General features: G+C 43.7%; 14 protein-coding genes. 4 read left to right on the top strand and 10 right to left on the bottom strand.

What is annotated here, in order from left to right; genetic code table 11:
- Positions 1–277: 277 nt before the first annotated feature.
- Complete coding sequence (locus BacF7301_RS14635; RefSeq protein ID WP_167963869.1) at positions 278–1096, bottom strand: alpha/beta hydrolase; 819 nt, start codon at positions 1094–1096, stop codon at positions 278–280.
- 25 nt (positions 1097–1121) lie between these two features.
- A complete protein-coding gene (locus tag BacF7301_RS14630; RefSeq protein ID WP_167963868.1) occupies positions 1122–1559 on the bottom strand; it encodes a putative signal transducing protein in 438 nt (145 codons plus the stop codon).
- A gap of 186 nt (positions 1560–1745) precedes the next feature.
- Between BacF7301_RS14630 and BacF7301_RS14625 the strand changes: the two genes are divergently transcribed.
- From BacF7301_RS14625 to BacF7301_RS14610, 4 genes are all read left to right on the top strand, one after another.
- Positions 1746–4124: a TonB-dependent receptor gene (locus BacF7301_RS14625; protein ID WP_167963867.1), complete on the top strand. Its 2379-nt coding sequence runs from the start codon at positions 1746–1748 to the stop codon at positions 4122–4124.
- 29 nt (positions 4125–4153) lie between these two features.
- Positions 4154–4939: a M48 family metallopeptidase gene (locus BacF7301_RS14620; RefSeq protein WP_167963866.1), complete on the top strand. Its 786-nt coding sequence runs from the start codon at positions 4154–4156 to the stop codon at positions 4937–4939.
- Between the two features lie 189 nt (positions 4940–5128).
- Positions 5129–6415, top strand: a complete 1287-nt coding sequence (locus BacF7301_RS14615; protein WP_167963865.1) for a hemolysin family protein — start codon at positions 5129–5131, stop codon at positions 6413–6415.
- Positions 6416–6468: 53 nt separating this feature from the next.
- Positions 6469–6948: a copper resistance protein NlpE gene (locus BacF7301_RS14610; protein WP_167963864.1), complete on the top strand. Its 480-nt coding sequence runs from the start codon at positions 6469–6471 to the stop codon at positions 6946–6948.
- Positions 6949–7109: 161 nt separating this feature from the next.
- On the opposite strand, the gene BacF7301_RS14605 is transcribed toward BacF7301_RS14610, so the two are convergent.
- The 8 genes from BacF7301_RS14605 to BacF7301_RS14570 all read right to left on the bottom strand — a co-directional run bounded on the left by BacF7301_RS14605 (position 7110) and on the right by BacF7301_RS14570 (position 20890).
- Complete coding sequence (locus BacF7301_RS14605; RefSeq protein ID WP_167963863.1) at positions 7110–8330, bottom strand: glycoside hydrolase family 88 protein; 1221 nt, start codon at positions 8328–8330, stop codon at positions 7110–7112.
- A gap of 34 nt (positions 8331–8364) precedes the next feature.
- Positions 8365–10011 (bottom strand): glycoside hydrolase family 43 protein, encoded by a 1647-nt coding sequence (locus BacF7301_RS14600; RefSeq protein ID WP_167963862.1) that lies wholly within the window; start codon positions 10009–10011, stop codon positions 8365–8367.
- A 288-nt stretch (positions 10012–10299) separates the two neighbouring features.
- Positions 10300–12105, bottom strand: coding sequence for a fasciclin domain-containing protein (locus tag BacF7301_RS14595; RefSeq protein WP_167963861.1), 1806 nt, complete (start codon positions 12103–12105; stop codon positions 10300–10302).
- Positions 12106–12305: 200 nt separating this feature from the next.
- Positions 12306–13709: an alginate lyase family protein gene (locus tag BacF7301_RS14590; protein ID WP_167963859.1), complete on the bottom strand. Its 1404-nt coding sequence runs from the start codon at positions 13707–13709 to the stop codon at positions 12306–12308.
- Positions 13710–13714: 5 nt separating this feature from the next.
- On the bottom strand, positions 13715–15241 hold the full coding sequence (locus tag BacF7301_RS14585; RefSeq protein ID WP_167963858.1) for an Ig-like domain-containing protein: 1527 nt from the start codon (positions 15239–15241) through the stop codon (positions 13715–13717).
- A 32-nt stretch (positions 15242–15273) separates the two neighbouring features.
- Positions 15274–17007 (bottom strand): RagB/SusD family nutrient uptake outer membrane protein, encoded by a 1734-nt coding sequence (locus tag BacF7301_RS14580; protein ID WP_167963857.1) that lies wholly within the window; start codon positions 17005–17007, stop codon positions 15274–15276.
- 3 nt (positions 17008–17010) lie between these two features.
- On the bottom strand, positions 17011–20247 hold the full coding sequence (locus BacF7301_RS14575) for a SusC/RagA family TonB-linked outer membrane protein (protein WP_209319452.1): 3237 nt from the start codon (positions 20245–20247) through the stop codon (positions 17011–17013).
- A 127-nt stretch (positions 20248–20374) separates the two neighbouring features.
- Entirely contained in the window at positions 20375–20890 is a 516-nt protein-coding gene (locus tag BacF7301_RS14570; protein ID WP_167963856.1) for a sigma-70 family RNA polymerase sigma factor, read from the bottom strand.
- Positions 20891–20937 lie beyond the last annotated feature (47 nt).

Genomic DNA, 20937 nt, shown 5'->3' with positions numbered 1-20937 from the left:
TCGGTTTTCATCTGATAGAGCGTCTGTTTTCACCGAACAGAGCATCTGATTCTACTTAACAAAGCGTCTGATTTACCATCATCCGGCAGCTAAAACCTCTTTACCCGCGGGTTTACCCCCGTTATAAGCCGGGAGAAAGCTCTCCGTTCCTTTGGCATACAACAAAAAAGGAGAAAGCTCTCACTTTCTCCTTCTATCGTAGTTTAACCTCAATCTATTTTATGATTATGTATCCAAAGATACGACATCAAAAAGCGAAAGTCAAGTATTAGCCTTTTTATTTCTTGAAAAACTTATCGAAGAACAGGATTTGGTAATCAATAGAGTTATTCCAATACTTTCCGGTATGTCCGCCCGGACGGGTAGTGAAATCATGATTAATCTTTCTAGCCAGCAGGCGGTTGTGCAAATCCTTGTTCACATTCAGAAAAAAGTCCGATTCACCACAGTCGATAATGATTGCCAAATCCCCGTTCTCTATCTTGTCAATCTGATTGATAACCGTATGTTCGTCCCATGACTTCTTATTATGTGCAAATTCCCCCAACTGCTTCGCCATCTCCCAGTTTAACGGGAACGGACGAATATCCATTCCACCACTGGTACTTCCGCCTGCACCAAACGTATCTTTATGACGGATAGCATTCCACATCGCCCCGTGTCCGCCCATGCTCAAGCCGGTGATGGCACGTCCTTTCCGGTCGGCAATCGTCTTGTAATGCTCGTCAATATACTTCACCAGTTCCGATGAGACAAAGGTTTCGTAACGGTAAGACGGATTTTTCGGACTATCCCAGTACCAGCTATTCTTTCCGTCCGGACAAACAAAGATAATTCCTTTTTCATCCGCAATCTGCGGAAGATTCGGCTTTACCTGAATCCATGTCTTTGCATTTCCGCCGTAACCGTGCAACAGATAGATGACGGGACAAGCCACTGCTTTCTTCCCCAGTGCAACATCTGGAGTAACGACTATCACCTGCACATCTTTATTCATGGAAGGACTTTTAACTAATAAGGTATCTACCCGGGCAGCAAAAGAAGGCGCTACCAGTACTAATAATAATAAAGCTAACAGAAAATTTCTCTTATTCATTATGTGTATATAGTTAGATAAAGTTTCATTCTTCCTTTTTCTTCGAAGGCGGGAATTTGGAAACAGGCATATCAAAATTCTTATGACAACGTCTACAAGTATATTCCCAACTCTTGTTTCCCAGTAGGACCATTCCCATAAATATCGCAGAAATTATCGCGCCAATCGCACGCAACCGTTTCCCTTTTTTTAGCACCATCTTTATATCCGGTGTACCACAATAGGGACAAAGCGTCAATTCTTCCGGCCAACTCTCGTTATCCTTCAGCACCTGAACTGCCTTTTCATAGTCTTCCTCTATCACTAAAATATCCACTCCTGCTATGCTGTTCACACAATTCCGATATAAGGATGAGAAGTTCTCATTATGCAGAACAGACTCAATCCCCTCATTCTCCAACGCTCCCTGTAGGATATGCGCCTGCATCGCGTCATTGCAAGTTATCAATTTTACAGTCTTCATAAGGAATCTGTTTTTAATATGTCCTACAAAAATAAAACATATAAATGAAATGTGAAACAAAATCCTGCTAACTTTCCCCTATCTAAACCAAGAGTAACCAAAAAGATACATATTTTATTTTAAATTACGAAAGATGCTATTCCGTACTACTTTTTTCGTATTTTTGCAGCACTTAACTATAATTGTATGAAAAGACTTCTGACACTTTTCTTTTTTTGCACCTTATTACTCCCCCTGCTGCAAGCACAGCCTGTGCATCAAATAAAGGGAACAGTGATTGACAAGAACAGTCGTCAACCATTGGAGTTCATCAATGTGATGGTTATCGGGCTGAACAAAGGCGGTGTCACCGATGCAGAAGGACATTTCACGATTGAACAAGTACCTCCCGGCATCTATCGCCTACAAGCAACAGCCATCGGCTATAAAAGTGTCACCACTCCCGAATACATTCTTTCCACCCGAAACCTGAATATCCCGATTGAGATGGAAGAGAACCTGACCGAACTCGAAGGAGTCACCGTCACCGCATCTCCTTTCCGCCGTGATATGGAAAGTCCCGTCAGTCTGCGTATTATCGGACTACAAGAAATAGAAAAGAGCCCGGGAGCTAACCGTGACATTTCACGTATCGTACAGTCTTATCCCGGAGTCGCCTTCTCACCGATAGGCTACCGCAATGACCTTATCGTGCGTGGCGGTTCTCCTTTCGAAAACCGCTTTTATCTGGACGGAGTGGAAATACCCAATATTAATCATTTCAGCACACAAGGAGCATCCGGCGGTCCCGTAGGCATCCTCAATGCCGACTTGATACGTGAAGTGAACTTCTACACCGGAGCTTTCCCCACCGACAAAGGAAATGCGCTCAGTTCGGTGCTCGACTTCAAACTGCGTGACGGAGATATGGAACGCAACTCACTGAAGGCAACTCTCGGTGCTTCCGAAGTCTCCCTCGCTTCCAACGGGCATATAGGGAAAAAGACCTCTTATCTGGTATCCGTGCGCCAATCCTACTTGCAATTCCTGTTTGACATGCTCGACCTGCCTTTCCTGCCGACTTTCACCGACGCCCAATTCAAACTGAAAACCCGCTTCGACGAACGGAACGAACTCACCGTACTGGGACTGGGCGGCATCGACAACATGCGTCTGAATACGAAAGCCGACAGCGAAGACAACGAATATATTCTCAGCTATCTGCCCAAAATCAAACAGGAGACATTTACGCTGGGCGCTGTATATCGCCATTATGCAGGCGCGCATGTACAATCACTGGTTGTCAGCCACAGTTATCTGAACAACCGCAACACGAAATATCGCCAGAACGACGAAAGCATTCCAGAGAATCTGATGCTCCGCCTTCGTTCCACCGAACAGGAAACCAAATTCCGTTTCGAGAACAATTCTTCTTTCCGAAATTGGAAAATCAATCTTGGAGTGAATCTGGATTACAGCCAATATTCCAATACTACCTTCCAGAAAGTATATACCAACCAGGCACAAACGTTCGACTATCACACCTATTTAGGTATTTTGCGCTGGGGACTTTTCGGAACCATCAGTTATTCGTCAATGGACGACCGTTTCACGGCCTCTTTAGGACTAAGAGCGGATGCCAATAATTATTCGTCGGCAATGAAGTCGCTCTCCGACCAACTGTCTCCACGCATATCACTCTCTTACCAACTGACCGACCACTGGTTTGTCAGCGGAAACGCGGGACTTTACTACCAGCTTCCCCCTTACACGGCTCTCGGCTTTAAGAACAATAACGGGACGTATGCCAACAAATACAATCTCCGCTACATGAAAGTCAGCCAGGAAAGCCTGGGGATCAGTTGGCGCAAAGGAGATTCGTTCGAAGTCTCCGTCGAAGGATTCTACAAAGATTATGATAAGATACCCCTCTCTATTGCAGACGGGATTCCGCTTGCCTGCAAAGGGAATGACTACGGAGTAGTCGGAAATGAATTACTGGCTTCCACCGCGCAGGGACGTTCCTACGGCGCAGAGATTCTAGTGAAATGGCTCATTGCCAAGAAGCTTAACCTTGCTTCTTCCTTTACCTTATTTAAAAGTGAATACCGCAACGACAAAGAGAGCGAGTACATCGCGTCTGCATGGGACAACCGGTTTATCTTCAACCTGCGCGGGACTTATAATCTCCCCCATCAATGGAGCGTCGGAATGAAAGTGAGTTGTATCGGCGGTGCTCCCTACACGCCTTATGACGAGAAGAAATCATCGCTTGTATCCGCATGGGATGCGCAAGGAAAAGCGTACTATGATTATTCGAGATACAATAAAGAACGCCTTCCCGCTTTTGCACAGGCAGACATCCGCATCGACAAGACATTCTATCTGAAACATTGTATGCTGGGATTTTATATCGACCTGCAAAATATCACCATGAGTAAACTGAAACAGCAGGATGTACTTATGAGCACGGGGATTGTCGAAAACCCGGAAGCTCCCGCCGATAGCAGGCACTATCGGATGAAGCGGATTGAACAATCGAGCGGGACATTACTACCAACCTTAGGAATCACATTTGAATATTAATTTTATAATTGAACATTAATTAAAAGAGTATGAAAAGACAAATTGCTATGATTGCCTTGGTTTTATTAGGCATGGGAATGACAGCTTCCGCACAGTTCGGAAAGAAATTTAATGTAGGGAAAGCCCTGCAAGCAGGAAAAGACGTAGTATCGGCAGTTACTTTATCGGATGCCGACATCGCCAACATGAGTAAGGAATATATGGTATGGATGGACGCGCATAATCCACTGACAAAACCTGACACAGAGTATGGCAAACGTTTAGAGAAACTGACCGGGAACATCAAAGAGATGGACGGGCTGAAACTGGACTTCGGTGTTTATGAAGTAGTAGACGTCAATGCCTTTGCCTGTGGCGACGGTAGTGTACGCATCTGTGCCGGACTGATGGACGTTATGACTGACGAAGAAGTGATGGCAGTGATCGGACATGAAATCGGTCACGTGGTTCACACAGACTCTAAAGACGCAATGAAGAACGCCTATCTCCGCTCGGCAGTGAAGAATGCAGCGGGAGCAGCTAGCGACAAGGTTGCCAAACTGACCGACTCTGAACTGGGAGCTATGGCAGAAGCTCTTGCCGGCGCACAGTATTCACAAAAGCAAGAAAACGAAGCAGACGAATATGGCGTTGAATTCTGCGTAAAAAACAACATCGACCCTTACGCTATGGCTAATTCATTAACCAAACTGGCTGAACTGGCAAAGGGTGCTCCGCAATCTTCTTACGTGCAGAGAATGTTCTCCTCTCACCCGGATACTGCGAAACGTATCGAACGCGCCAAAGCTAAAGCAGACAGCTACGCTAAGAAATAAGGAGTTTATCTCTTTATAATATAATAAGGAAGGGAATACCGGAGTGCTCTGCCATTTCGGTATTCCCTTTCCCGTTTCTAATACAAAAAAAGACAACACGATTATTAAATTTTCATTAATATGTTACATAGATTTGCATAGTGTCGTGATTTCATGTAATTTCGAAGCAATAACCATTTAAATCCATTTATGGAATTTCTTATTATTCTTCTCTTACTCATACTGAATGGCGTATTTGCCATGTATGAAATTGCGCTGGTATCTTCCAGCAAAGCACGTCTCGAAACCCTCGTAGCCAAAGGCAATAAATCCGCACGCGGAGTATTAAAACAACTGGAAGAACCGGAAAAGTTCTTGTCTACTATCCAAATCGGCATTACCCTTATCGGTATCGTATCCGGTGCTTATGGTGGAGTAGCCATCGCGGACGACCTGGTTCCTCTGTTCTCTCTTATTCCGGGAGCAGAAGCGTACGCACGCAATCTGGCTATGGTTACTACCGTAGCAATCATCACTTATCTTTCCCTTATCATCGGAGAGTTGGTTCCTAAATCCATCGCTCTCAGCAACCCGGAAAGGTATGCAATCTTATTCAGCCCTATTATGATTCTGCTGACAAAGGTATCCTATCCTTTTGTCTGGTTACTCAGTATCTCCACCCGACTGCTGAACAGGCTTATCGGCTTGAAAAGCGAAGAGCGCCCCATGACGCAGGAAGAGATAAAGATGATTCTCCACCAAAGTTCGGAACAGGGGGTGATTGACAAGGAAGAGACGGAAATGATACGCGACGTGTTCCGCTTTTCGGACAAACGCGCCAACGAACTAATGACACACCGCAGGGACCTCATCATCCTTCATCCGGACGATACGCGGGAAAAGGTGATGAAAGTCATTGAAGAAGAACATTACAGTAAATATCTGCTGGTGGACGAACGGAAAGACGAGATTATCGGAGTGGTTTCCGTAAAGGATATTATCTTGATGATGGGCAATTTGAAGGAGTTCAATCTGCGTGAGATAGCCCGCCCGCCCCTCTTTATACCGGAAAGTTTGTATGCAAATAAAGTTTTAGAGCTATTCAAGAAGAACAAAAATAAGTTCGGAGTTGTTGTTAACGAGTATGGCAGTACAGAAGGCATTATCACACTGCACGACCTGACCGAAAGTATCTTTGGAGACATCCTCGAAGAGGACGAAACGGAAGAAGAAGAAATCGTCACAAGGCAGGACGGTTCGATGCTGGTGGAAGCTTCGATGAACATCGACGACTTCATGGAAGAGATGGGAATCCTGTCTTATGAAGACTTGGAATCGGAAGACTTCACCACGTTAGGCGGACTGGCAATGTTTCTGATAGGCCGTATCCCGAAAGCCGGAGACATCTTTACTTACAAGAACCTGCAATTCGAAGTAGTAGACATGGACCGGGGACGAGTAGACAAACTGCTGGTCATCAAACGGGATGAAGAATAATGATAAACCGAGCGTATAGCTCACTATTTTATATTAATTTAAAGCACTTAACGATGAAAAAAGTAATTATGTTAGCAGCCGTCGTAGCTGCTTTGGCATCTTGCCAATCAAAAGCCAACAAAACCGCAGAGGCAGAAGCAGACAGTCTTGCCATTGCCATGACTCCAATCACTGAAATGACTGAAGTTTACGCTGGTACTCTCCCTGCTGCCGACGGTCCGGGCATCGACTATGTACTGACCCTGAACGCTGCAACCGACGGTGTAGATACCACTTATACACTGGATATGACTTACCTCGATGCAGAAGGTCAAGGCAAAAACAAAACTTTCACTTCTAAAGGAAAACAGCAGACTGTACACAAAGTCGTGAACAAAAAACCTGTAACTGCTGTTAAGTTAACTCCGAAGGATAGTAATGACGAGCCGATGTATTTCGTAGTTGTAAACGATACTACTCTCCGTCTGGTGAACGATAGCTTACAGGAAGCTGTCAGCGATTTGAATTATGACATCATCAAGGTGAAACAATAATAAATAAACAACCTGACCCCTAACCAGTAAAAATGCTCTGCAGAGAATGAATAGTTCTTGCAGAGCATTTCTTTTTCAGACTTTGTCCCAGTCTTTTTATTCAAGTTCTTTCTTGTTCAAGTACTTTCTTGTTTTAAACTCTTTCTTGCTCAAATCCTTTTTTATCCAAGCACTCCCTGTCCTTCCTGCAGGCGTTTCAATCTCAGCAATGCTTCGATGTAATAGTAATCCGCATAGATGATGGATGCATCAATTTCCGAATGGTTCGGCCAATGCCCTACGCTATGCAGCAGGAATGAGGGTTTGCTTTTACCACTCTGATAGCTATCAGAATCCAAGCTTGTCAACATCTCGACAGCCGCATCCTTATAGCGTTTTCCCGTTCCGTTCGGAAGATATGTAGACAGTTCGAGCAAAGCGGAAGCAACCACCGAAGCTGCCGAAGCATCACGGGGAGCGTTCGGAATACTCGGGTCGTCAAAATCCCAGTAGGGCACTTTGTCTTCGGGAAGCCTTTCCAAATAGACATCGGTCACTTTCTGCGCAAAGTCAAGATATTTAGGGTCTTTCGTTTCACGATAGACTACGGTATATCCATAGATTGCCCATGCCTGCCCTCGTGCCCACATAGTGCTGTCAGCATATCCCTGATGGGTGACTCCTTTAATCAGATTTCCTGTAATGGTATCATATACAGCTACATGGTACGAAGTATAATCGGGACGGAACTGGCATTTCATAGTCTTATCCGCATGAGCTACCGCTACATCATACAGGTAGGGGTTGCCGCCATTCTTTGCCGCCCAAAAGAGCATTTCGAGGTTAATCATGTTGTCCATGATTGTATTGTGCGGCCAGTTGCGTGGTTTCACTTCGCGAGGCCATGAAAGGATTGTCCCTACTGTCGGATTGAATAATGTAGCCAATGTGTCGGCTGTGTCCAGAATTACTTGCTTGTACGCCGGATTCTTGGTCAGGCGATAACCGTTCCCATAACTGCAAAAGACGAGGAATCCCAAATCATGGTCGAAAGCCGGAGTCTTGGAAAGAAACTCCAGGGAGTTTGTGAACTTCTCCGCTTCTTCCCGAATCTTCTTATCCTTTGTATATTCGTAATCGTACCACAGCACTCCCGGCCAGAAACCGGCACACCATTCTTCTTTCGTAGCTTTACGACAGTTCCAGTGTTGTTCGTCCGCCATGATATTACGCGGCATCATCGTATAGTCAATCCCGGAATCTGTTTTCAGTTCCGCAAGCGTACGTTGTGTCTGCTCTGCACAGTAATCCAATGCCTTGTTCACATCCAATGTACCGGAAGGCCGATGAGCACACGTACAAAACCCTAACATCACAGCCAGACCTACTACAATTTTTTTCATCTTAATCTAATATCTTCGTGTTAATTCTTAATTTTTAATTTACTCTAAACCAGTCTACATCTGCCCAACCACGATTGCCATCGTTAGGAGTTACACAGAATACACCGACCTTGGCTCCAATCCATTTGCCCTGGCGGGCGGTGAAAGGTTCTCCTACTGTCGTATATTTCTTTCCGTCCAAGCTATAAGCAAATGTACAAACAGCACCTTTACGGACTTTGACCTGCAAGTAAACTGTTTTCCATTCATTATCTGCTACACCGGGCATCTTCAGATATTCTACCGGAATACTTGCCAATTCTTTCACTTGTTCGGGATTCTGCTGTTCCGCATCTTTGCAGACTGCCTGTTGCAGAATAAACTTATCACCAGCCTTACGGATAGAAAGATAACTGTAATCCCACCCCATCACGATAAGTCCGGCTTGTTCGCCATCCTGTTTTGCGGTAAACGTCAACTTGGTAGTGGCTGCAAATTCTTCCGCAGGAAACTTCTGCATCAACAGGTTCGGCACTTCCCAAAAGTTCACAAACTCTTTTGAAAGGCTGCCCGCATACAGGCGGATATATCCCAAGTCGGTAGTGAATCCGTAAGTATCTTGCTTATTAGCATGCCATTGCCACTGTAATCCTAAATGGCGGGTATTGAATTCATCACTTTCCGGCGGAGTAGCTACCGGATAAGTCTTTCCTACATTCGGCTTCTTATATATAGTCACCGGTTCACCACAACCGTCTTTATCTTTATCCACTCCGATTACCGGCCAGTTATTTACCCAAGTCATCGGATTCAGGTGAATCACACGCCCGTAAGCCCCTTTATCTTGAAAATTAACGAACCAGGATTCACCTGTATGAGTATCTACCCAACCGCCTTGATGAGGACCGTTTATATTCGTTTTGCCTTGTGCCATCACGATTTTTGATTCGTAAGGGCCATAGATGTTCTTTGAGCGAAGCACCAGTTGCCAACCGGCAGCCACGCCACCTGCCGGAGCAAAAATATAATAGTATCCGTTCCTCTTGTAAAGTTTCGGACCTTCTACTGTATGGTTCTTTCCATCGTTACCGTCGAATACCATTACCGGGTCGGAGATAACTTCCGTTCCTTCCGCATTCAGTTCAGAAATCACAAGGATACTGTTCACTCCGCTACGGCTTCCCGCATAAGCGTATATCAAATATACCTTTCCGTCTTCGTCCCACAAAGGAGTGGCGTCAATCATCCCTTTTCCGGCTTTCACCAATAAGGGCTTGCTCCATTTTCCTTTCGGGTCTTCCGCCTTTATCATGTAGATTCCATAGTCCGGATCGCCCCAATAGATATAAAACTCCCCGTTATGAAAACGGATAGAAGGCGCCCATACGCCCTTGCCGTGCTGTGCCTTATCGAAAAATTCTTTCGGTTCCTGCACCGGCAACGCATAGTTCACCAGCGACCAATTCACCAAATCTTTGGAGTGAAGGATAGGAATTCCGGGAATACAATTAAAACTGGATGCCGTCATATAGAAATCTTCTCCGACTGCACATACATCCGGGTCGGAATAATCAGCATGAAGAACCGGGTTCTGATAAGTTCCATTTCCCTTATCAGCCACCCAGGTCTTAGAGATTTCTTGTGCGCCTGCCCATGTACAGCAAGCCATCATCCCTGCCAAAAACAGAATCTTTTTACGCATATACCTTACTAATCAATTTCATTCAAAATTCAATTGTTATTCCTAAAAACAGGTTCTTTCTACCTTTATAAAAAACGAATCATCTCTTGAAAACCGAATCTAATATCTTTTCTTTCAAACAATCTATTTACTGACCTATTTGCTTATATATACGAAGGGGATTAGGTAAATACCTAATCCCCTTCACTATTTTTTCTATAAATCTTCTAACCTATCGGTTTTCTCTCTTCAAGTCCGGCTTATTCATCAGTTTACCCGGAAAGATTTCCTAACCATATAACCACTGACTTAATAATATCCCGGATTCTGTGTCATTTCCGGATATTGTATCGAGATTGCCTTAGGAATCGGGAGTAACGAGTTCTTAGGAGACTGATAGCCAAACTTGTTTCCAATCTTTGCATCCAGTATTCCCCAGCGTCTCCAAGTCAAATATTCCAAGCCTTCATGTTGCAAATAGGTATCAAACAATGTATTAATATATTTTCTGATTTCTTCCTTAGTAGAACCTGCAGGTGCTATTTCCGCTTTTCCTTCTGCCAGCATTATTTGATTTAAAGGAGCTATTGCCTCCGCTATCTTACCCAATTCATTAGCCGCTTCCGACTTCATCAAAAGGACTTCCTGATAACGGAGAAGGTGGTAATAAGTTCCTTTAGCCAAAGTCAGGTTATCATCTTTATAACCACTCCAAAGTACTGATTTATTCGTCTGGCTGGCAAATACGTCCTTGTTTGGAACAAGTCCATACCGCTCCATAGCTATCACTCTCTCGCAATACTCATATGCCTTATTATATTCTTTCTGATTCAGGTAAACCCTTGCGGCTATCGCATAAGCAGCTCCCTTCTGTTGTTCCGAAAGCTCTTGCACCACTTTATCCAAAGATTGAATCAAAGCGTTCGTATCACTTACAAATCTATCACTTCCGGCATCCCATATCATAGCCTTACTATAAAATCCCAGAATATCAGCATAAATCAAACTCATGTCTATTTGTACTGAATTGGAGAAGTCCTTCCAGGAAGAACCTACATTTGCACCTTTCTTTTGCAGACGTACGCCTAAATCAATTGCCTTATAAGCCGTTCTCCAATACTCATAAGAACAGGAATCAATATCGTTACGATATGAGAAATTGCCAAATCCATAACACAACTTCTGATTAAGTACACGGTTCTGGTCGTAGAAATTCTTAATGCAAGACTGCCACTGCTCCTTTGCCTCATCCAATGGCATTTCATCATCCGCCTGTTCTTTCATGAAGCAGCTTTCTGTTTTGTTTCCGCTAGCAGTGTAGATGACCATATTCAATCCCCCTTCCGGTATCAGTTCGTTCTCGTCAATCTTACCGTCGACATTCCAGTCAACATACGTTTGATAACCGGCTTTATACAACTGATAGAAAATGGTATCGGAAGCATGACTGATTGTCACTTCACCCGAACTATTTGTTTCATAACGAGCCAACGAATCCCTGGTGCTGTTCAACGCTTTTACAACAACGCCTTCCAATGGCGAGGAAGTACCATAATCATCTCCTGTCAATTTCCTAACCTTAAGAGTGGTATAATGCAATATCGGCTCGGATGAACCGGGTTCACGTGCCGGTATCACTTTAGGAACAACATAGATATAACTGTCACCCGCCTGTACCGGTTCTCCGGCTACAACGACACCGTTTATAGAAATTTCGTCGCCTGCCTTGGAAACCAGTAATTGTTCACCGCTCACACTTGTCAACTCCTGTCCGTCCGTCAGTTCTTCTTTTTTATGAGTACCGACAACGATATGACGTTTCACCGACACTGTATCCAGCCCCACATTCGCTCTTGTGTTAGTTAGTTCATTCCTAACGGCAAATACGGTAATCTTTTCGGCAGTAACTCCTGTCAAATCGGCTTTCTTCAACACTTCAACAAAGTCACTTGCCTGAGGCACCGTCTCTTCCAAAGTCTCCACCACTTCCGTTATTACTTCCGGTGTTTCTTTGGGTTGTTCTTGTGGTTTCGTCTGTTCATCTTCATTATCGGAGCAGGCAGCCATAAAGCATATCACTACACCGCATAAATACATTAATAGTCTTTTATTCATACGACATTAGATTAATAAAATACAACACTTGTGGCAAAATTAATATATTTTTCTGAAAAATGTATCTTGCTTTTTCGGAAACAAGGTTGTTTCCCAAGAAAGTAAGATATAATTGATAGCCCTGAAATAAAAAAACGGGGAGATTTTGCTTTGTGCACTCTCCCCGTTTATACTTCATCCGGTACGGAATCTTTTATTATTTATTCTTTGGCAAACATCAATGTACCGAAACCTAATTGGTCATAGCCACCGCTATTAGGTCCGTAATCACCGGCTCCGCCATCTGAATTTCCGCGACCAGCGTTCTCACGCATCTTATCTACCCACATCTTGGCATAGATACTTGATTTTCCATAATCCTGTGCCAGACGGTTCACTAATTCCCATGCAGGACGCACCTCACCACGGGAATCTTTTCCTTCTCTTCTTTCCTGTGCCGAGATAGTATCCCAGCTACCACTACAATTAGTATAGGTAGTATAAGGCAAGTCATTATCCGTATATCTAAAACCGGTCATCTTCCAACTAGCACTTGAGCTACCAGTTTCAGCACCACCGATATTGTATTTAGCCACATACTCACACATAGCTAATGCACGTCCGTCATCGAATATGAAAAGGTCTTCACCCACATTCTTTGCCATCTGGCAGAAAGCGCCTAACAAGCTGACACACAAAGTAGCATGTCCCTGGTCACGACCTGATTCCTGACATTGTCCCAACATTTCATTACTATCCGGGTCCAGGTGTGTAAACGGAACACTGTTTCCTATATTTCCCGAACCGATACCAAACTTAAAGTATTGAATGGCTTCATTGATTTTGAAGTTATCATCTGTCAGAATACCGATAGAAAGCAATGCAGTCATTGCAGATAAATCCCAGTTCAGCCAATAATGAAGCGCACATTCGTTGCCATTGTGCGTGGACAGGAATTTCGTAATATGGGGATAGAACACATCAGCTATCCATGATTTGAACTTTGCAAGGTCAGCTTCCTGCCATCCGGAGTAAGAGCGCATTATTTCCGCTGCATTTGCTATTTGATGCACTTGTATAAAAATCAGGAACTCGTTCGGGTCTATAAATTCCCCTTTATCGTTCACGATAAAGCCGGTACAGGTTTTAGCCCAATCATTCAGAATAGCAATAGCTGCATCTGCATATTGTGTGCCATCCGTCTCCGACAATTTCCATCGAAGAGCCAATTGATAGGCGGCTGCAGCATCTCTCATCAATTTCGTGTAATTATTCCAGTCATTAGGATATTTACCCGCCCAGTTATTTTGGTCGAGACGTGCCAACAATTTCACAGGAGATGCCTTATAGCCGGATTGCGACAAGTTGTTTCCACCACGAGTTAAATGGTCGAATGCGTTCTTCCAAGGCTGTGCACCGGATTGTACCTTTCCTTTTACGAACTCAAAATCCGTTTCCGTATGGAGCATGCAAGGATGCTCCAAGGTCGTAACATAATCTTTTACTTCCGGCCAACTGCTCATATCATTAGAGCCGTCTTCTATCTCACTGCATGCGAAAAGTGCAGTAGAAGTCAGGGCGAAAAGCCCTGCTCCTATTATTGTATGTATTTTCATCTTATTCATGGTAGTTATTCGTTAGTATTGTTTTCACTATCTACAAAAGCTTGAAGTTCCTCTATGGATTTGAAAGAACGAATCCAGTAAAGATCATAAGTCTGAGCAGTTTCCGGGAAATCGGCAATTACAAACTTACATTGCACTAAATCAAATACCTGATTCCAATCTGTAGGAGTCACAGTTTTATATCTTGACTGTAAGTCGTAATATAAGACATTTGGCTCCGTAGTCAAAATCTCACTTGCACCCAGAATCTCGTATCTATTATTAGCATCTCCGCCTGTTCCAAAATATTCAGGACCGATTTTCTTAATGCCATCATCAAAAATCTCTAATTTAATACAACCATTGGGTTTGTTCTTTCCTGGTATCAATTGAGATTTAAATCCTATCTTAATGGCAAAATATCTATAATCAGCAGGAGTTACATTTACAATTTTTCCTTTACCACTTCTTGCAAGCCATAAGTCGCCACGGTATCCGGAGCCCATCTGAACAGTAGTCTTATTTCCGTCAGATGAAACGACAGACGCATTGTTGCCATCCAAATACCAATTATTATCCAGTCCGTTACCCAAACCATTACCTAATGAATACCAGAAACGTCCATCGGCAACTGTGACAGTTACATTTTGTACAACAGGGCCATAAGAAGCTGTTATCACAGCAGAAGTAGCCTTAGTAGTATGTACTTTCAATTTTCCTGTTTTATCCACACTAATCACCTCCGGATTATCACTCGTCCAAGTCAGCAGCGAAGCAGTAGCATCTACCGGTTCCAACGTGTACTTAATCTGATATTCCTGTCCATATCCCAATTGATTTAGTTCCGCATCTTCAGTAAACGTCATTCCGGTAATTGGAGTTACTATCTTAACCCCTATCTCGCAACTTGCAGACACCGGATTTGAACTGAAATCATCAGCCGTCACTGTAATAGTCGCATCCCCTTTGCTGATTCCAGTCACCAATCCTGTCTTCTCATCCACCGTAGCTATCTCCGGGTTACTACTTGTCCATTTATAACGCTTGAACGTAGTAGTTTCCGGTTCTGAAGAAACAGTTAATTGATATTCATCGCCTGCCGCAATCTCCTCTGCCGGAACATTAGTTATATTGATGGTCGACATATAAGTATATTCGTCCATAACTTCAACTGTTCTGGTGACGATAGTCGCCTCAGGTCCGAAGCCTATTTCCGGTGTCATTGTTATGATAGCTTTTCCCGCTTTATCTTTAGTCATAACCAGACCTTCCTGTGTAACTGTCGCAACAGATTCATCAGACGATGTCCATTGTACATTCGTATTGGTCGCACTCTCGGGCATGATACTCCAAGAGAGCTGAAGTTCCTTATTCTTTAGCAAACAAATCGTTTTATTTCCTGCGTCATATTGAGTATCTTCAAGAGTAATGGCAGATATTGTAATCATCTCATCCATCTTCTCTCCCAAATCCTTATCATCATCACATGCAGTCAGACCTAAAAGCGAACAAGCAGCCAGTCCGACAAAATATTTTATATAATCTCTTTTCATAATTCTTATTCTTTAAGTTATTTCTGAATTGATTATTGCCATCCCGGATTCTGTCCCAAATTCGGATTCAACTGGCATTGGTCTACCGGAAGCGGATACAGGTCGTTCTTACTACCCCAACGACGACCGCCTTCCAAAATCAAACAACCTTCCGAATCTTTTGCCATAGTAGAAGCACCCGCCCATGAAGTAGCAAAGTCCGTTCCTGTCCATTTCACCCCAAGAATAGGTTTCGGCATCTCTACAATAGCAGTATTCCAACGCTTCAAATCATCAACTCGGAAACCTTCATTATACAATTCGATGGTACGTTCACGGCGAATTTCTTCCCGCATATCCAGACTGTTTTCCGAAACAAAAGAAGTTGTAAGTTTAGGCATATCAGGGTTCACACGGAGACGAACCAGATTTAACGAAATGTTCAATGCATCGTCCAGAGCTTTGCCGGTAGTCCCTAATTCGTACATGGCTTCCGCATAATTCAACAAAACCTCTGCATAACGGATAATCGGGAAGTCATAACCTTCAAATGTATCGGCAACTTTACGCTCCGTACCCCATTTCTGATTCTGATAGCCGGAACCTTGGAAAACATTGCATGTGATAGCATTCGTCGCATCTTCTCCTTCCATGCCTTTCCAGTCGATACGCGGTTTGTCGTTATCCCAATATTTGGTTCCGTGAGCCAGAAGACAGTTCTTCATGCGGTTATCACGGTTCTCGAATTCTGTAGTCAGTCCGCCGTATCCTTTAAATACATCGGCACTCTTTGCATGCTCAATCGGCAATCCATTGCTGCACAAGTACATATTCACAAACTTGCGATTGATATATTGCACGTTAGCCACGCAACCGTGAGTGATATTAGTCCCGATGGGAGCGATCGTTTCATCATGGCGGCGATAGAATATATACTCTTTATTAGCACTTTTAGTCAGATTGGCAGGATTGGACTGCACATTCTCCAATATAAACAGATATTTGTAAGCCATATCACCCAAAGAAGCGGGTTTGAAAAGTTCGAACTGCTTGCTGTCGATTACTTTCTTCGCCGCATCCACAGCAATGCCCAACAATGCTTTGCCACGTTCTTCATTATTGCGGTTTTGTTGCCATGTGCCTTCATATAAAGCGACACGTGAAAGGAATGCATAAGCTCCCCATTTTGAAATACGTCCTTCATCATCCGTTGCAATAGTTTCCGGCAATACTTCAGCCGCATCCTTCAAATCCTGAATCACGAAGTCAATCACTTCGCTACGGTCATTGCGGCTCATGCGTAACTCGGGTGAAGTAATATCCAGCGGTTCTTTAGTGATAATCACATCTCCGAACAACTGCACCAAATCAAAGTAAGAATAAGCACGGAAAAACTTGGCTTCCGCTACATAGCGGCTGATATCACCGTTACCGGAAAAAGACGCTGCCTTTTGCAGCAACAGGTTACAGCGGCGGATATGAGCATAATTGCTTGTATAGTTACCGTCGGAAGTCGGAATCGGATTGCTACCGTTACTGTACATATTTACGGAACTGGAAGTCATCAAGTCCGAACGCCAGTCGGAATGTGCACCGTCAGAAATAACTGACTTGAAATCACGTGTCCAACCATAAAAATTGGTTGCAAAATATTTAAAATCATCTGCTGCTCCCCACAAATTACCATCCGCCAACTGATCCTGCGGATCAAGGTCCAGACACGAATTCAGTGTCAAGCCAAGCGATACAATCAAAAGGGCTTTCTTATATAGTTTCATAATCTTCATACATTAAAAAGTTAGATTTAATCCAAAAGTCACTGTGCGGACAAAGGGGAAACGTCCTGCGGCTGTCACTTTGCGACTTGCTTCCGGATCCCAGCCGTCATTAATCTTAGAGTATTCCCAAAGGTCGGCTCCTGCTACGTAGACACGGCATGAACTGATTGCCTTCGTTTTAGCCAGAAACGCGGAAGGCACGTTGTATCCCAGCGTCACATTCTTCAGACGAATGTAAGAGCCATCCTCTACCGACCAGGAAGAAGCCTGGTAGTTATAATCGTTAATCTCATTCTTATTGCTATATGTAGGATAATGAGCGCCCCGGTTGTCAGGACTCCATGTATTGCCCACAGACTGGTTCGAAGTATTCAGGTACAATGCTTTCATCGGTATACGCCATATCTCATTACCGTTATTATCTCCCGTACGGAAAATAGTACGTTTTGCAGCTCCCTGGAAAACCAGTGACAAATCGAATCCTTTCCATTCTGCTCCTACATTAAATGAGAAGGAGATTTTCGGATCGTCCGTACCCAGATAAACAATGTCATTCTGATCCAATTTACCGTCATTGTTTACATCGGCATACATATTATCTCCCAGACGGAAGTTTTGTTCGGTCAGTCCGATAGTGTTTCCGGCAAGGAATCTATATAAGTACTTCTGGCGTTCTTCTTCCGTCTGTGCCTTGCCGGCATAACGCAGGCCGAAGATACTGTTCAACGGATAGCCTTGTTGCTTGTCAACGAAACCGGATTTCAGAACTGATACCGCACCGATATCCGTCAGTTTGTTGGTATTGAAGGAGTAAGTACCTCCTACGTGGTAAGTGAAGTCCTTTCCAATCTTATCAGACCAGTTCAGCATCACTTCCCAACCATGCGACTTAAACTTCCCATTGTTGGACATACCGGCGTTATCACCCAGAACTCCCGGATAAGAGATGTTTATCAGCATATTGTCATTGCGCTTCATATATACCTCGGCAGTACCTGTAAGGCGGGAATTCAATAAGGAGAAATCCAATCCCAGGTTATAATTCTTAATGCGTTCCCATTCACGTCCCAAAGAAGCGATTTTGCCGTTCGTATCTATGATAGTGCCTTTGTTGGGACCGATATAAGCTCCGCTTTGGGATTCAAACTTGTAGAACTGTGTGCCGTCATAGCGGTCGATACCGCTCTGGTTGCCCACTTCACCGTATGAAAGACGGATTTTCAAGTCATTGAGCCACTTGACGTTCTTCATGAACGCTTCTTCCGTAATACGCCATCCACCGGATATTCCATAAAAGAAGTCCCAGCGGTTTTCCGGTTTGAACTTGGAAGAACCATCATAACGCATATTTACTTCCAGCAAGTATTTAGACTTATAATTATAATTCAAACGGGAATAATAGGACATCACAGCCTCATGCCATTTCGTACCATGTTTGTCTGTCAGATTCACAAGCCCTGCACCATTTACCGTTTCCAATGAGTTCTGGATATCTTTCACCGATACACCAAAATAATCGTATTCTTTCAATTCGTATTGGGCACCGACCATCGCACTTACATTGTGGTGTTGCGCAAACGTGTTATGATAGTCAACATAACCTGTCATAGAGTAGAAATCGGTACGTGAACTCGTTTTTTCGTAAGACGATTCTTCCTGCTTGTAACCGTCGGCTTTAGTATTTATTTTAGTTCCGGCATAATTATAGGACGTTATAGCCATCTTTTTGATGTCACGTGAAGCTACTCCGGAGTTATAACCAAGATTGGCTACCACGTCCAGGTGCTTATTGATATTGTAAGTGAACTTCTCGCTGATATTGATTTCGGATACTTTCAATTTATTATCGCCACCCAGTTCGGCAAACCAAATCGGTGACAGCCAAGTTCCCCACGAATACGGTTTCCCGTCGATGGTAGAAGCCGGAAGGCCCGGTTGCGGATAACTGGAAGTCAGCGTCCTATTCAGTTGGGATGGAGCTACCTGGTCCTGACGGTTATAAGCTATGACAGATTCAATAGCGAAGTTATCAAAGACTTTCAGTTTGTTAGTCAGACGAAGGTTGAAACGCTGATTGTTATTATTCCCCCATTTCAAGTTACTGTCATCATACATATATCCTACGGACAAACGGTACAAGTTCTTCTCCGTACCTCCGGAAATAGCCAGGTCATGCTGCGTGGAGTAAGAGTTGCCGAACAATACATCTTGCCAGTTGGTATCCATAAATACGAAGTCCATTACATCCGAATAACTGGGAGCAAAAGGATTGGCGCTATGATCCAAATCAATATATTTGCCTTCGTTTGCCAATGCCATTTTCGCATATTTAACCCATGAATACGAGTCGGGCTGACCATCATTCTGGCAAGTTTGCAGTACTGCATTCGCCCACTCGTTCATAGACATCAGTTCCGGCTGCAACCCTACCATTTTATAAGTGTACGAACCACTGTACTCAATTCTTGCTTTGCCTTCCTTTGCCTGCTTAGTTGTCACCAATACTACACCGCCCGCAGCCCGCGAACCGTAGATAGCCGCTGACGCATCCTTCAAAAAGTTGATGGACTGGATATCGGAAGGGTTGATATTTCGCAACGCATTTACACCGTCATAAGCCACTCCGTCAATTACAATCAATGGCTCTGCATTATTTGCCGAAACAGAACCGCGCAATTTCAAGCCCCAGCTTTCATCACCGGGAGCCGCTGAGTTACGGGTAATCGTCACGCCCGGAACCTGTCCCTGCATTGCCTGCAATGGACTGGACATTGTTCCTTTATTCTTCAGCATTTTATCGGATACCACCGTTACGGCACCGGTCAATGTTTCTTTCTTCTGCGAGCCATATCCCACTACCACCACTTCGTCCAGCACTTCGCTGTCTTCTTGCAATTTTACATTAATCACCGTTTGCGCAGCTACGTCTATAATCTGGTCTTTATAGCCGATATAGCTGAATTTCAGTCTGGCTCCGGCAGGGACACTAATCGTATAATTTCCATCAATATCGGTAATGGTTCCTTCCGTTCCGCCTACCACACTTATATTCACGCCAATCAACGGCTCGCCCGTGGCATCAACCACTTGACCTTTCACTTTCTTCTGAGCCTGCGCCACCACTTGGCTATCGTTCATATTCGTATCGGCCCATGCCTTTGAAACAGGACAAAGTCCCAGCATTAATCCTAACGCAAACACTGCTGTCTTGTTAGGTCGCGAATTAAAAATTAATCCTCTTCGTTTCATAAAATTAAATTTGAGGTTTAAAAATAGTATTTATTTCTTGTTTTCTAAAATTAAATGAGGCATCGGGATGTCTCTTCATAGATTCTTTTTCCATAAGCACAAAGGATTATATATTAAATAAATAAGATTAAATACATTTTCTGAAGAATTCACGCATTTCGCGACGACCTATAAATAAGTGGTTCTCTACCGTACGACGGCTAAGTTGCATTTCTTCCGCTATTTCGGCAGATGACTTGTCTTCATAACGACTCAATGTGTAGACTATCCGACGCTGTTCGGGGAAGAGAGCAAGTTGCCGCTGTTCAACGGAAGCCAAATCGTCGGCAATAATCGTTTCTTCCGTCTCATTGGACGAGGTAACGGCAAAGTCATACATATAGCTGTCTATCTCCTGCTTCTTATAATAACGGCGGATGTAATCGGTTACTATATTGCGTGCAATGGTGAACAGGAAATACTTCACTGTATCCGGGCGGAGCATTTGTTTATAGTCCAGCAGACGTACGAATACATCTTGGGTCAAATCCTCAGCTTCGTAGCGATGAGTGATACGATAAGTAATATAGGTAAGAATCACCTGGTAATATTCTTTATAAGAATTGGTGATAATGCTGTCGGAAGTGTTAGTCGTTGTATCCATAATACTATCTTTTTCGGTTTTAATCACGATGCAAATATAAAGGGGAT

The sequence above is a fragment of the Bacteroides faecium genome (assembly GCF_012113595.1).
Classification (GTDB): Bacteria; Bacteroidota; Bacteroidia; order Bacteroidales; family Bacteroidaceae; genus Bacteroides; species Bacteroides faecium.
The sequence above is the reverse complement of the archived record's forward strand: the minus strand, read 5'-3'. Positions and strand labels throughout refer to the sequence as shown.